Source organism: Bradyrhizobium sp. I71 (genome assembly GCF_022354745.1).
GTDB lineage: Bacteria > Pseudomonadota > Alphaproteobacteria > Rhizobiales > Xanthobacteraceae > Bradyrhizobium > Bradyrhizobium liaoningense.
In genome coordinates this window covers 2,033,065-2,046,201 of sequence record NZ_CP059398.1, presented here as the reverse complement: position 1 = coordinate 2,046,201, position 13,137 = coordinate 2,033,065, and the positions used below count along the sequence as shown (strand labels likewise).

Annotated in this window: 13 protein-coding genes; 4 read left to right on the top strand and 9 right to left on the bottom strand. The window is 63.9% G+C overall.

All coding sequences use genetic code 11. The features are described from left to right. Positions 1-17 precede the first annotated feature (17 nt). Positions 18-1,295: a YeaH/YhbH family protein gene (locus tag FJV43_RS10205; protein ID WP_239629379.1), complete on the top strand. Its 1,278-nt coding sequence runs from the start codon at positions 18-20 to the stop codon at positions 1,293-1,295. Then, entirely contained in the window at positions 1,292-2,830 is a 1,539-nt protein-coding gene (locus FJV43_RS10200) for a SpoVR family protein (protein ID WP_239626675.1), read from the top strand. Before FJV43_RS10205 ends, FJV43_RS10200 begins: the two co-directional genes overlap by 4 nt. A 235-nt stretch (positions 2,831-3,065) precedes the next feature. Here the strand turns inward: FJV43_RS10200 and FJV43_RS10195 are convergent, their stop codons facing one another. The 6 genes from FJV43_RS10195 to FJV43_RS10170 all read right to left on the bottom strand — a co-directional run bounded on the left by FJV43_RS10195 (position 3,066) and on the right by FJV43_RS10170 (position 5,920). Further along, a complete protein-coding gene (locus FJV43_RS10195) occupies positions 3,066-3,500 on the bottom strand; it encodes a DUF1801 domain-containing protein (protein ID WP_239626673.1) in 435 nt (144 codons plus the stop codon). Next, positions 3,497-3,715, bottom strand: coding sequence for a hypothetical protein (locus tag FJV43_RS10190; protein ID WP_239626671.1), 219 nt, complete (start codon positions 3,713-3,715; stop codon positions 3,497-3,499). Before FJV43_RS10190 ends, FJV43_RS10195 begins: the two co-directional genes overlap by 4 nt. Positions 3,716-3,757: 42 nt before the next feature. Continuing rightward, positions 3,758-4,189: an SRPBCC domain-containing protein gene (locus tag FJV43_RS10185; RefSeq protein ID WP_239626669.1), complete on the bottom strand. Its 432-nt coding sequence runs from the start codon at positions 4,187-4,189 to the stop codon at positions 3,758-3,760. After that, on the bottom strand, positions 4,186-4,509 hold the full coding sequence (locus FJV43_RS10180) for a metalloregulator ArsR/SmtB family transcription factor (protein ID WP_239626667.1): 324 nt from the start codon (positions 4,507-4,509) through the stop codon (positions 4,186-4,188). The genes FJV43_RS10185 and FJV43_RS10180 overlap by 4 nt, the downstream gene beginning before the upstream one ends. Before the next feature lie 297 nt (positions 4,510-4,806). Then, entirely contained in the window at positions 4,807-5,256 is a 450-nt protein-coding gene (locus tag FJV43_RS10175; protein WP_239626648.1) for a DsrE family protein, read from the bottom strand. A gap of 40 nt (positions 5,257-5,296) precedes the next feature. After that, positions 5,297-5,920: a hypothetical protein gene (locus tag FJV43_RS10170; RefSeq protein WP_239626646.1), complete on the bottom strand. Its 624-nt coding sequence runs from the start codon at positions 5,918-5,920 to the stop codon at positions 5,297-5,299. A 306-nt stretch (positions 5,921-6,226) separates the two neighbouring features. Between FJV43_RS10170 and FJV43_RS10165 the strand changes: the two genes are divergently transcribed. Continuing rightward, complete coding sequence (locus tag FJV43_RS10165) at positions 6,227-7,756, top strand: SUMF1/EgtB/PvdO family nonheme iron enzyme (protein WP_239626644.1); 1,530 nt, start codon at positions 6,227-6,229, stop codon at positions 7,754-7,756. A gap of 118 nt (positions 7,757-7,874) precedes the next feature. Next, positions 7,875-8,324: a DUF4399 domain-containing protein gene (locus FJV43_RS10160; protein ID WP_239626642.1), complete on the top strand. Its 450-nt coding sequence runs from the start codon at positions 7,875-7,877 to the stop codon at positions 8,322-8,324. Here the strand turns inward: FJV43_RS10160 and FJV43_RS10155 are convergent, their stop codons facing one another. From FJV43_RS10155 to FJV43_RS10145, 3 genes are all read right to left on the bottom strand, one after another. Further along, positions 8,325-9,380: a 2-oxoacid:ferredoxin oxidoreductase subunit beta gene (locus tag FJV43_RS10155; RefSeq protein WP_239626640.1), complete on the bottom strand. Its 1,056-nt coding sequence runs from the start codon at positions 9,378-9,380 to the stop codon at positions 8,325-8,327. A 130-nt stretch (positions 9,381-9,510) separates the two neighbouring features. Next, positions 9,511-11,358 (bottom strand): 2-oxoacid:acceptor oxidoreductase subunit alpha, encoded by a 1,848-nt coding sequence (locus FJV43_RS10150; protein WP_239626638.1) that lies wholly within the window; start codon positions 11,356-11,358, stop codon positions 9,511-9,513. Then, complete coding sequence (locus FJV43_RS10145; RefSeq protein WP_239626637.1) at positions 11,328-13,127, bottom strand: FAD-dependent oxidoreductase; 1,800 nt, start codon at positions 13,125-13,127, stop codon at positions 11,328-11,330. The genes FJV43_RS10150 and FJV43_RS10145 overlap by 31 nt, the downstream gene beginning before the upstream one ends. Positions 13,128-13,137 lie beyond the last annotated feature (10 nt).

Here is a 13,137-nt window from a genome sequence, read left to right as displayed (position 1 = left end):
CGAATGGAAAAGTGCCCATCCACATCATTGACAGGCGCCTGAATCCAGGCGGCAAGAGTCTTGAGAACCGTCAGCGGTTCTTGCGTCGGGCCAAGTCCCTGGTGCAGGGCGCCGTCAAGAAGACCTCGCAGGAACGCGACATCAAGGACGTCCTGGAGGGTGGTGAGGTCACGATTCCGCTCGACGGGATGCACGAGCCGCGCTTCCGCCGTGAAGGCGGAACGCGGGACATGGTCCTGCCCGGCAACAAGAAGTTCGTCGAAGGCGACTATCTGCAGCGCTCCGGCCAGGGCAGCGCCAAGGATTCCGGTCCCGGCGAAGGCGACAGCGAGGACGCCTTCCGCTTCGTGCTCAGCCGGGACGAGTTCGTCGATCTCTTCCTCGACGACCTCGAGCTTCCGGATCTCGCCAAGCGCAAAATCGCGCAGACCGAGAGCGAGGGCATCCAGCGCGCCGGCTACACCATGTCGGGCTCGCCCGCCAACATCTCGGTGAGCCGGACGGTGAAGCTCGCGCTTGCGCGCCGCATCGCGCTCAAGCGTCCCCGCAAGGACGAGATCGAGGAGCTGGAAGCCGCGATCGAAGCATGCACGGACGAGGACGAGCGCGCGGAGCTGGTCGCTCAGCTGGAAAGGCTGAAGGCGAAGTCCAAGCGCATTCCCTTCATCGATCCGCTCGACATCCGCTACCGGCGCTTCGAGACGGTGCCGAAGCCCGTCGCGCAGGCCGTGATGTTCTGCCTGATGGACGTCTCCGGCTCGATGTCCGAACACATGAAGGATCTGGCAAAGCGCTTCTACATGCTGCTCTACGTGTTTCTGAAGCGCCGCTACAAGCATGTCGAGATCGTCTTTATCCGCCACACCGACCGCGCCGAGGAGGTGGACGAGCAGACCTTCTTCTACGGCCCGGCTTCGGGCGGCACGCTGGTCTCCAGCGCGCTCCAGGCGATGCATGAGATCGTGCGCGAGCGCTTCAACCCGTCGGACTGGAACATCTACGCCGCGCAAGCCTCCGACGGCGACAATTCCTATTCCGACGGCGAGCTCACGGGGCTCCTGCTGACCGAGAAGATCCTGCCGGTCTGCCAGTTCTTTGCCTATCTCGAGGTCGGGGAAGCAGGCGGCAGCGCCTTCGATCTCTCCGACTCCTCGCTTTGGACCCTCTACGAGCGCCTGCGCAACAACGGCGCACCGCTCTCGATGCGCAAGGTCTCGGAGCGCAGCGAGATCTTTCCGGTGTTCCACGACTTGTTCCAGCGCCGCGAAACTGCCCAGGAGAAGACTGCTCCATGACGGAACGATTGTTCGAAGGCGCCGATTGGGATTTCCACACCTTGCAGCGCATCACCGATGCCTGCGAGGAGGTGGCGCTGAAGGATCTCGGGCTCGACGTCTATCCGAACCAGATCGAGGTCATCACGGCCGAGCAGATGCTGGACGCCTATTCCTCGGTCGGCATGCCCTTGTTCTACAAGCACTGGTCGTTCGGCAAGCACTTTGCCTTCCATGAGGCGTCCTATCGCAAGGGCCTGATGGGGCTCGCCTATGAGATCGTGATCAACTCCTCGCCCTGCATCTCCTATCTGATGGAGGAGAACACGGCGACGATGCAGACGCTGGTGATCGCGCACGCGGCCTTCGGCCACAACCATTTCTTCAAGAACAATTATCTGTTCAAGCAGTGGACCGATGCCGACGGCATCCTGGATTATCTCGACTTCGCCAAGAACTACGTCATGCAGTGCGAGGATCGCTACGGCCGCATCGAGGTCGAGCGCACGCTCGATGCCGCGCATGCGCTGATGTCGCACGGCATCGACCGCTATCCCGGCAAGAAGAAGCTCGATCTGCGCGCCGAGGAGAAGCGGGCAGGGCGCCGCCGCCAGCATGAGGAGGAGGTCTTCAACGATCTCTGGCGCACCGTGCCCAAGGGCGTCGCCAAGAGCCGGTCGACGCTCAGCATCGAGCGTCGCCGCAAGCTGCTCGGCCTGCCGCAGGAGAACCTGCTCTATTTCCTGGAGAAGAGCGCGCCGCGGCTGGCGCCCTGGCAGCGCGAGCTCTTGCGCATCGTCCGCCACATCGCGCAATATTTCTATCCGCAGAGCCAGACCAAGGTGATGAACGAGGGGACGGCGACCTACGTCCACTATCGCATCATGACCAGGCTGCACGAGCAGGGCCGCATCACCGACGGCAACTTCCTCGAATTCCTGGGATCGCACACCAACGTGGTGTTCCAGCCCGAGTTCGACGACCCGCGCTTCTCGGGCTTCAACCCCTATGCGCTCGGTTTTGCCGTGATGCAGGACATCGAGCGCATCGTCACCAGGCCGGAAGACGAGGACCGCGAATGGTTCCCGGACATCGCCGGAAAGGGCGACGTCATGGGCGTGCTGCGCGACGTCTGGGCCAATTACCGCGACGAGAGCTTCATCGGCCAGTTCCTGAGTCCCAAATTGATGCGGCACTTCCGCATGTTCCATCTGCACGACGATCCCGAGGAGCGCGCCGGCATCCGCGTCGATGCCATCCATGACGAGCGCGGTTTCCGCCGCGTCCGCCGCGAGCTGGCGCGGCAGCACGATGTCGGCTTCATCGACGCCAACATCGAGGTGGTCGACGTCGATCTGTCCGGCGACCGCCGACTGATCCTGCATCACCACGTCATCAAGGGCTCCCAGCTCAACGAGACTGACGCCAAGCGCGTGCTCCAGCACCTTGCCGATCTCTGGACCTACGACGTCGCGCTGATCGAGGTCGATGCCAACGACAAGGTCCTGCGCGAATACGTCGTGAGCCCGCGTCCGATTCCCGCGGCGGTGGCCTGAGGCGGCTGGCTCTGCGGGCACTTGATGATTGAGCTTCAGCTCGCGCTCCGATGAAAGGTGCGCTCCCTCCCCCGCTTGCGGGGGAGGGCTGGGGAGAGGGTATTTCCGCAGTGGGACTCCCCCAGAGGAGAGAACCCTCTCCCGGCGCTACGCGCCGACCTCTCCCGCAAGCAAGCGGGAGAGGCTAAGGCCCGCCCGCGGCTGCCAAGAGCGATCAACGTCAACCTATTGCGCTCTACGCCGGTTGCTTCCTGCTCGGCTTCTTCTTCGACGTATTCAGCTTCACCGCGGCGCGGATCAGCGCCTTCAATGCCTTCTCGTTGATGGTCTCGCCTTCGCGAATATCGATCGCGCGGCGCACATTTCCATCGAGGCTGGAGTTGAACAGGCCTGACGGATCCTCCAGCGCCGCGCCCTTGGCAAAGGTCATCTTCACCACTTCCTTGTAGGTCTCGCCGGTGCAGATGATGCCGTCGTGCTCCCACACGGGAACGCCGCGCCATTTCCACTCTTCGACCACATCAGGGTCGGCCTCCCTGATCAGGCCGCGGATTCGCCCCAGCATCTCGCCGCGCCAGTCGCCGAGCTCCTTGATCCGGCCGTCGATCATCCTGGAAGGCGATGCAGCATTCGCGTCCTTCGCGCCAGTCTTCTTCGCCGTCTTCATCATCGCGCCTCGTTCACGCGGGTGCCGCGGCGGACATAGGGCAGCGCGAACAGATAGAGCCCGGTCGCAAGCAGCGGGATCAGCGGCACGAACGCGAGGAAGCCGATCCACACGGCCTGGACCTGCATGATCATCGCGACGATGTTGGCGATGACCGCGAGCGTGAAGGCCATCGACAGCCAGCGATGAATCTGCCGAATCCACATATGCGTGCTCATTGGGTCCTCCCTTGCAACCGATTGGAACTGACGCCGGCGGAGCTAGCCTGCCCGCGCCAGCACGTCGTCCAGCCTGGCCAAGAACTGCTTCCAGCCGGCATGCGCGCCGCCGAAAGCCTGCTTCTGCGTCGGGCTGAAGCCCGCCTGCTCGACGCGCAAATGCGTGCCGGTGTTCGTCGGCGTCAGCGTGAAGGTCACAACGCTCTTCAGGTCGAACGCGGCGTCCTCATGGGTGAAATTCCAGGTGTAGGCGAGCGTCTTCTGGGGCTCGATGGTGAGCACCTCGCAGTCCAGCACGCCGCCCCATTCGCCGCGCAGGTTGAAGCGATGACCGACGGTCGGCTTGAAGTCGTTCTTCATCAGCCATTCCTCGATTAGATGCGGCTGCGTCAGCGCGCGCCAGATCCGTTCAGCCGGATAGGCAAATTCGCGCTCGATGACGACTGAACGCTTCTCGGTCGCGGTGTCGGTCATTGGTCCATCCTCTTCAGGAGATCGTCGAGCGCGTCGAGCCGGTTCTGCCAGAAGCCGGCCATCTGGCCGGTCCAGTCGATCAGCGGATTGAGCGCACCGGGCCGCGCGCTGTAATGGGTCTGGCGTCCCTCGTGGCGGTCGCGCACCAGGCCGGCCTGCTTCAAGGCGCCGAGATGTTTCGACACGGCCGGCTGCGACACGCCGGATCGCGCCGTCAGGGCCCCGACGGTTTGCTCCCCCTCGCGGCACAGCCGCTCGAAGATCGCCCGCCGGGTCGGATCGGCGAGCGTCCGGAACAGGAGGTCGGGGGTGGCAGACATGCAGGATCCATAACTCGTAGGTTATGATTTAATTCATAACCGCGGAGTTATGGGTAAGTCAAGTGGGACTGGCGGCGCCTGTAGTTTTGAAGCGAAAGGCATCCGCGGGCTCCTCTTACCTCTCCCGCTTGCTTGCGGGAGAGGTCGGCGCGCCGGGCGATGCGCAGCATCGTCCCGTGCGCCGGGTGAGGGCTCTTTCTTCTAGGGGACTGTCCCATTGCCGGAGACACCCTCTCTCCAACCTTCCCCCGCAGGCGGGGGAGGGAGCGCACCTCTCTCGTGGCAAGTGCAGTGACTTTACGGCCGCAGATACAAATATCCCTGCGACTGCAATTCGGCGAGGCGGACCACGCCGCCGTTCTCCGCGCTGACGAAGCCAGGAAGCAGCTCCTTCAGCGTCACGTTCTGCGCCTTCATGGTGTTGCCGCAGGCGGCGAGCTCGACGCCGTCCTTGGAGAACGCGCCGACACGCTTGCTGACATCGGGATTGGCCTGGGCGGCGTGAAACGCCTTCAGCGCCGGCCCGTGGATCACCAGCGCGAGGGTCACGTGCTCGGGACCACCGACGCCATCGATGTGGTTCTGGATGTTGCCGAGCACGAAACTGACCTTCTCGGCATCGTTGAGATGATAGACGACCTTCAGCTTGTTGCCCGTGCCGGCTTCCGTCGCAGCTTTCGCGCTGGAGGCGCCCAGCGCCGCGCCCAGGGCCGAGACGGCGCTCCACAAGATGTTCCGTCGGTTCATGGCGATCTCCTTCGGCTGCACTGAGCTCGCGCGACAGATATCACTTGTGGCGCAGTGCGGCGAGCTCCTTGCGGTCGGTCACGAGCGAGGCGCACTCGCTGTTGTCGGTGCGGTCGAGACGGAAAATCTTGTCGTCGGCGCCGGCGACCAGCGATTGCTCGGCGTCGTCGTCTGGCTTGTTGTTCTGCCAGACCCTGATCCGCTCGAGGCGGACGATCGCGGACTTGTTGTCCTTGGACAGAGCCACTTCGATGCCGCCGCCTTCGCAGTCCACGCCGCAGCCCAGGCGGACCTCGTCCCCCTGGCTGAGAAGCACCGCGTGGCTGCCGCACGAGCCGCTGGAGTCGAAATCGCCGGAGCGATGGCGATAGCGAAAACCCAGACGGAAGGAATTGCGCAGCTGCTTGTCCTCCTTGTCGGTTTCCGCCGAGATCAGCAGCTTCATGGAAGCCACCTTCTGCTTGGGGTGCCGCGCCAGATGCTCGGCATCGTAGCGACGGACGAAGCAGGCATAGGACTTGACGCCGGGCGTCCCCGCATGGAGCCGCGCATTGAAGGCGTCGGCTTCGGCCTTTGTGGTCTCCCGGACCTTGTCGGCCTCATCGGCGTGGGCGACGCCGGTCAGGGCGGCGAAAGCCAGGGCAGCAATGAGGAAGAGCTTCATGTGACGACCTTATCGCAGCACAATAGAATCGCTGTCCGTTAGACGCCCGGCAGATGCACCGCGTTCAACGTTCGCACGTCGCGCGTGTAGCCGCGAGCAGGGGCCACGGGCCGGCAGGCACCGGCCGGGCCTTAGTCATTGCTGCGATCAAGAAGGTTCAATGGATGCAGCGCCTTGGTCCGACGGAACCCGACGCCGGCGATCGCTGCGACATTGTCTCGGTTCGTCAATGTGATAGCCTTCACAGACGGCCGCCTTTGGCTGTCGTAAGCTGGGGCTGCCTCGCAGTTTCTGGAGTCCCCCCGCATGGGCGAAATTCGCAACTTCAGATCCGGAAGTCAGGATGAGCCGCCGTCGCACAGCGGAGTGCCTCGTCGACTCGCCGCGATCATCGTCGGTGACATCGCTTCCTACAGTCGGTTGATGCAGGCCGACGAGGAAGGCACGCATGTTCGCGTCAAGCGGATCGAGCGGGATCTCATCCAGCCCAGCATCATCGAGCACCATGGAAGCCTGGTGAAGACGACCGGCGACGGCTTCATCGCCATCTTCGACAGCCCCGTGGAGGCCGTTCGATGCAGCATCGTCATCCAGCAGAATCTCATCGGCCGCAACGCCTCGCTTCCCAAGCATTCCCGGCTCGAATATCGGATTGGCGTCAATCTCGGCGATGTCATCGTGGAGCCGGACGACATCTATGGTGACGGCGTCAACATCGCCACGCGTATCGAGGGCATCGCGGAACCGGGGCAGGTCTACATCTCCGGCGCGATCTACGAACAGATCAAGCACAAGGTCGTGTGCGGCTATGAGTCGCTCGGGGACCGCAAGGTCAAGAACATCACCGATCCCGTGCGCGTCTATCGGGTGCTGCCGGATGCCGATGCCGTCGGCAAGACAAGAAGCCGGCGCGAGAACACGCTGATCTTTCTCCTCGGCGTCACGCTGCTCGTCATTGCCGCCGGCGCACTCTGGTATTTGCTGGCACAGCCTCAGGGCAGGGTGGGCGAGCAGGTCGCAACGCCCGCCGCTTCTCCGGCGCCGTCCCCCGCTCCGCAAGCTCCGCCGCGCGAAGCGGCGACGCAGGCGCCGCAACCATCTCCCTCCTTGGCTTCGGCGCCTTCATCGCCCGCGCCGGCGCCAAGCGCGTCCGCGACGCCGGTGCGCGAGCCCGAAATGGTCGCCATTCGCGGCGGCAGTTTCGCGATGGGAAGCAATGATGATCCGACCGAGCGTCCCGTCCACCAGGTCACGGTCAAGCCGTTCTCGATCGGAAAATATCCGGTGACGGTGCGGGAGTGGAACGAATGCGCGGCTGCGGGCGCGTGCGGTTTCACCGCGACCGGCAAGGACGATGCGCCGGTCAGCAACGTGAGCTGGACCGACGCGCAGCAATATGCCGCCTTTCTGTCGCAGGCGACGAAGAAGCAGTATCGGCTCCCAAGCGAGGCCGAATGGGAATATGCGGCCCGCGGCGGAACGCAAACCAAGTATTGGTGGGGCGACAAGCTCCAGCCGGGCATGGCCGGATGCAAGGACTGCGGCGACCTCGCCGCCGAGCAGCCGGCGAAGGTCGGCAGCTTCAAGCCCAATCCATTCGGGCTCCACGACATGGGCGGTGGCATCGACCAGTGGGTCGAGGACTGCTGGCACAAGAACTATCAGGGTGCGCCGGTCGACGGTTCGGCATGGACGAGCGGCGACTGCTCATCGCACGTCCTGCGCTCGGGCTCCTGGAAGAACGATTCGAGATACGTGCGGCCGTCCAACCGCGATGGCTACGATACCAATGTCCGTTATCCCACGCATGGATTCCGGATCGCGCTCAGTCCCTGACGCATGATCCGGAAAAGCGTGCAGCGGTTTTCCGAAAGGATCATGCTCAAACAATAACCCAAGGCGCGATGACGATTCTTCCTGGTCGCATCGCGGTTTTTGAGCTGGAGTAGGTTTGATGAAGATCATTTGCTGCGCCGCGCTGGCGGCGGCGCTCGCATTGCTGCCGGGCACGGCTTACTCTCAGGGCAAGACCGCTCCCAAGGACGCGAAGCTCTATTTCATCACGCCGCAGGACGGGCAGAAGATCCGTGGTGGGTTCTGGGTCCGGTTCGGCCTGCGCAACATGGGCGTGACGCATGCCGGCGACGACTACCAGAACGCCGGTCATCATCATTTGCTGGTCGACGTCAACGCTCCCATCGATCCCAAGGAACCGATCCCGCAGGACAAGTCCCATCTGCATTTCGGAGCCGGGCAGACCGAGACTCTTCTCGAGCTTCCGCCCGGCACGCACACGCTGCAGCTGGTGCTCGGCGATGCGAAGCACTATCCATTCGAGCCGCCTGTCGTGTCCGAGAAGATCACCGTGCGAGTCAGGCAGCCCGTTTCGGTCCGGCGCCGATGATCACCGCAGGCTGGCGTTGAACTTGTCCAGCACCGCCGAGCCCGGGCACAGCGAGTCCGCCTCGAGGCTGTTGAGCGGCGTCTCGACCGTATTGAGATGCTCGTGCATGTCGTCTGCGTCGGGATCGACATAGAGCAGGCCGGTGACGATCTGGCCCTTGGCGGCGTGCTTCTGCAGGAAGGTCATCGCCCCCAGGCGGTCATGCGGATCGTAGTCGGCATCGATCTTGCGCAGCGCAATCCTGCTGCCGTCGTGCTGCTCGACCACCTGCACCGTGCCCGGCGCGTAATCGACGGCGATCGGATCGCGGCCGACCAGCACGTCGAGCCGGTTCACCGCGTCGTTGTGCTCCCGGACATAGTCGAAGCTCTTGGTCGAGCCGGCGTGATTGTTGAAGGCGATGCAGGGGCTGATGACGTCGATGAAGGACGCGCCCTTGTGGCGGATCGCGGCTGCGATCAGCGGCACCAGCTGGGTCTTGTCGCCCGAGAACGAGCGGGCGACGAAGGTGGCGCCGAGCTGCAGGGCGATGGCGACGAGGTCGATGGCGTTGTCGGTATTGGTGACGCCCTTCTTGCTCTTCGAGCCGCGGTCGGCGGTCGCCGAGAACTGGCCCTTGGTCAGGCCGTAGACGCCGTTGTTCTCGACGATATAGGTCATGTTGACGGCGCGCCGGATCGAATGCGCGAACTGGCCGAAACCGATCGAGGCGGAATCGCCGTCGCCGGAGACGCCGAGATAGATCAGGTCGCGGTTGGCGAGGTTGGCGCCCGTGAGCACGCTGGGCATACGGCCGTGCACGGAGTTGAAGCCGTGCGAATTGCCGAGGAAATAGTCCGGCGTCTTCGACGAGCAGCCGATGCCGGAGATCTTTGCCACCCGGTGCGGCTCGATCGAGAGCTCGTAGCAGGCTTCGATGATCGAGGCCGTGATCGAATCGTGGCCGCAGCCGGCGCACAGCGTCGAGATCTTGCCCTCGTAGTCGCGATGCGTGTAGCCGAGCTCGTTCTTCTTCAGGCCCGGATGATGGAATTTCGGCTTTGCGATGTAGGTCATGCGAGCACCCGTAGTCCCAGCCTCGTCATGGCCGGGCTTGTCCCGGCCATCCACGTCCTGGCGGGAGAGAAGAAAGGCGTGGATGCCCGCGACAAGCGCGGGCATGACGGCGGAGAGAGAGAATCGCGTGTCATGACACGGCCTTGCGGAGCGGGGTCACCTTGAGGTGATCCTGGTGGTCGCCAATGGCTTTTGCGATGAAGCGGGCGGTGATCGGAGAGCCGTCGTAATGCACGATCGGCACGAGGCGGACGGGATCGATGCCGTTCTCGTTGACGATCAGCTGGCGGAGCTGGCTGTCGCGGTTCTGCTCGACCACGTAGACGAAGTCGTGCTCGGCGAGAAAGCTCGCGACGCTTGAGTGGAACGGGAAGGCGCGGATGCGCAGGCGGTCGAGCTGATGCCCGCGGGCCTCGAGCAATCCGATCGCCTCGTCCATCGCCGGCGAGGTCGAGCCGAAATAGATCACGCCATATTTGGTCGGTCGTTCCGCATTGGCCTGCAGCGGCCGCGGCACCAGATCCTGCGCAGTCTCGAACTTGCGCACCAGGCGCTGCATGTTGTCGGCGTAGACCGTACCTTCCTCGGAGTAACGCGCATAGCGATCACGCGAGGTGCCGCGGGTGAAGTAGGAGCCCTTGGTCGGATGGGTGCCGGGATAGGTGCGGTAGGGAATGCCGTCGCCGTCGACGTCGAGATAGCGGCCGAAGTCGCGGCCCTCTTCCAGCATCTGCGCGGTCATGATCTTGCCGCGGTCGTATTGCCGGGCGTCGTCCCATTTCAGCGGACGGCAGAGCCGGTGGTTCATGCCGATGTCGAGATCGAGCATCAGGAAGATCGTGGTCTGGAGCCGTTCGGCGAGATCGAAGGCGGCCGCCGCGAACTCGAACGCCTCGGCGGGATCTTCCGGGAACAGCAGCACATGCTTGGTGTCGCCGTGCGAGGCATAGGCGCAGGCGATGATGTCGCATTGCTGGGTGCGGGTCGGCATGCCCGTGGAGGGGCCGGCACGCTGGATGTTCATGATCACGGCCGGGATCTCGGCGAAATAGGAGAGGCCGATGAACTCGGTCATCAGCGAGATGCCGGGGCCCGAGGTCGCGGTGAAGGCGCGGGCGCCGTTCCAGGACGCGCCAATGACGATGCCGATGGAAGCCAGCTCGTCCTCGCCCTGCACGATGGCGTATTTCGCCTTGCCCGTCTCCGGATCGTGCCGGTACTTCTTGCAGTGGGCGGTGAAAGCCTCCGCCACCGACGAGGACGGCGTGATCGGGTACCAGGCGCACACGGTCGCGCCGCCATAGACCGCGCCGAGCGCGGCGGCGCTGTTGCCTTCGATGAAGATGCGGTCGCCGACCTTGTCGGATTTCTTCACGCGAAGCCCGATCGGGCATTTCAGGTTCTGCAGCGCCCAGTCGCGGCCGAGATGCAGCGCGTGGACGTTGGAGGAGAGCAGCTTCTCCTTGCCCTTGTACTGCTCGCCGATCAGCTGCTCGATCAGCTTCGGGTCCATGTCGAGCAGCGCACTGAGGCTGCCCAGATAGATGATGTTCTTGAACAGCTGGCGCTGGCGCGGATCGGTGTAGGTCGAATTGGTGATCGCGGTCAGCGGCACACCGATCACGGTGATGTCGTCGCGGAATTTGGTCGACGGCATCGGCTTGGTGGAATCGTAGAACAGATAGCCGCCGGGCTCGATGCCGGCGACGTCCTTGTCCCAGGTCTGCGGGTTCATCGCCACCATCATGTCGACGCCGCCGCGGGCGCCGAGATGGCCGGCTTCCGTCACCCGCACCTCGTACCAGGTCGGCAGGCCCTGGATGTTGGAGGGGAAGATGTTGCGCGGGGACACCGGCACGCCATGGCGCAGGATCGCGCGGGCGAACATCTCGTTGGCGCTGGCCGAGCCCGAGCCGTTGACGTTGGCGAAGCGGACGACGAAGTCGTTTACGCTGCTGATCGGCTTTTTGTCGGACATGTCGAACCTGCGTAGGTCATCTCGATCAAATATTTCTGCATGTCCCAGGCGCCGGTGGGACAGCGCTCGGCACATAGCCCGCAATGCAGGCAGACGTCCTCGTCCTTGACCATCACCCGCCCGGTCTTGAGGTCGCTGGAGACGTAGAGGTCCTGGTCCGGATGGAGTGAAGGCGCCTTCAGGCGCTGGCGCAGGTCGCTTTCCTCGCCGTTGCCCGTAAAGGTGATGCAATCCATCGGGCAGATGTCGACGCAGGCATCGCACTCGATGCAGAGCGAGGTGGAGAACACCGTCTGTACGTCGCAGTTCAGGCAGCGATGCGCTTCGCCGAGCGCGAGCTTGACGTCGTAGCCGAGCTCGACCTCGGCGCGGATGTCCTTGAGCGCGACGACCTTGTCGCGATGCGGCACCTTGTAGCGCTTGTCGACGGAGATGTCGTTGTCATAGCTCCATTCGTGGATGCCCATCTTCTGCGAGGAGACATGCACCTCCGGCAGCGGCCGCTCGCTGATATCCTCACCCGAAAGCATCTTGTGGATCGACAGCGCGGCGTCATGGCCGTGCGCGACCGCCCAGATGATGTTCTTCGGGCCGAACGCGGCATCGCCGCCGAAGAACACCTTCGGGTTGGTCGAGACGAAGGTGTTCGGATCGACTTTCGGCATGTGCCATTTGTCGAACTCGATGCCGCAATCCTGCTCGATCCAGGGGAAGGCGTTCTCCTGGCCGACCGCGACCAGCACGTCGTCGCAGGGAATGGTCTGATCGGGGTCGCCCGAAGGCACGAGGTTACGGCGGCCTTTGGCGTCATATTCGGCTTTGACGTGCTGGAAGGTGACGCCGATGAGCTTGCCGGCGACCTGCTTGAATGCCACCGGCACCATGTAGTTGAGGATCGGAATATCCTCGTGGATCGCGTCCTCCTTCTCCCACGGCGAGGCCTTCATCTCCTCGAAGCCGGAGCGCACGATCACCGTGACTTTCTCGCCGCCGAGGCGGCGCGCGGTTCGGCAGCAATCCATCGCGGTGTTGCCGCCGCCGAGCACGATCACGCGCTTGCCGATCTTGTCGACATGGCCGAACGACACGTTGGCCAGCCATTCGATGCCGATATGGATGTTGCCGGCGGCTTCCTTGCGCCCGGGAATGTCGAGCTCGCGGCCGCGCGGTGCGCCGGAGCCCACGAAGATGGCGTCGTACTTCTCCGCGAGCAGCGCCTTCATGCTGTCGATGCGGTGGCCGCCCTTGAAGTCGACGCCGAGACCCAGGATGTAGCCGGTCTCCTCGTCAATCACGGAGTTGGGCAGGCGGAATTTCGGGATCTGCGTGCGCATCATGCCGCCGGCTTCCGGATCGGCATCGAACACCGTGCAATGATAGCCGAGCGGTACGAGATCGCGCGCCACCGTCAGCGAAGCGGGACCGCCGCCGACCAGCGCGACGCGCTTGCCGTTCTTCGGCGCGGGCCGCGGCAGGCGCTGCCTGATGTCGTCCTTGAAGTCCGCGGCGACCCGCTTGAGGCGGCAGATCGCCACAGGGGTTTCCTCGACGCGTCCGCGCCGGCATGCCGGCTCGCAGGGACGGTCGCAGGTGCGTCCCAGGATTCCGGGAAACACGTTCGACTTCCAATTGATCATGTAGGCGTCGCTGTAGCGGCCTTGTGCGATCAGTCGGATGTATTCGGGAACGGGGGTGTGCGCAGGACAGGCCCATTGGCAATCGACCACTTTGTGAAAGTAGTCGGGGGCCGCGATATCGGTCGGTTTCATTCCTACCCTG

What these genes read in the sequence shown, in the direction of transcription:
- FJV43_RS10155 (WP_239626640.1), bottom strand. Translation starts at nt 9,380, where the DNA reads ATGACCTACATCGCAAAGCCGAAATTCCATCATCCGGGCCTGAAGAAG.
- FJV43_RS10160 (WP_239626642.1), top strand. Translation starts at nt 7,875, where the DNA reads ATGAAGATCATTTGCTGCGCCGCGCTGGCGGCGGCGCTCGCATTGCTG.
- FJV43_RS10180 (WP_239626667.1), bottom strand. Translation starts at nt 4,509, where the DNA reads ATGTCTGCCACCCCCGACCTCCTGTTCCGGACGCTCGCCGATCCGACC.
- FJV43_RS10200 (WP_239626675.1), top strand. Translation starts at nt 1,292, where the DNA reads ATGACGGAACGATTGTTCGAAGGCGCCGATTGGGATTTCCACACCTTG.
- FJV43_RS10185 (WP_239626669.1), bottom strand. Translation starts at nt 4,189, where the DNA reads ATGACCGACACCGCGACCGAGAAGCGTTCAGTCGTCATCGAGCGCGAA.
- FJV43_RS10170 (WP_239626646.1), bottom strand. Translation starts at nt 5,920, where the DNA reads ATGAAGCTCTTCCTCATTGCTGCCCTGGCTTTCGCCGCCCTGACCGGC.
- FJV43_RS10175 (WP_239626648.1), bottom strand. Translation starts at nt 5,256, where the DNA reads ATGAACCGACGGAACATCTTGTGGAGCGCCGTCTCGGCCCTGGGCGCG.
- FJV43_RS10150 (WP_239626638.1), bottom strand. Translation starts at nt 11,358, where the DNA reads ATGTCCGACAAAAAGCCGATCAGCAGCGTAAACGACTTCGTCGTCCGC.
- FJV43_RS10145 (WP_239626637.1), bottom strand. Translation starts at nt 13,127, where the DNA reads ATGAAACCGACCGATATCGCGGCCCCCGACTACTTTCACAAAGTGGTC.
- FJV43_RS10190 (WP_239626671.1), bottom strand. Translation starts at nt 3,715, where the DNA reads ATGAGCACGCATATGTGGATTCGGCAGATTCATCGCTGGCTGTCGATG.
- FJV43_RS10195 (WP_239626673.1), bottom strand. Translation starts at nt 3,500, where the DNA reads ATGATGAAGACGGCGAAGAAGACTGGCGCGAAGGACGCGAATGCTGCA.
- FJV43_RS10165 (WP_239626644.1), top strand. Translation starts at nt 6,227, where the DNA reads ATGGGCGAAATTCGCAACTTCAGATCCGGAAGTCAGGATGAGCCGCCG.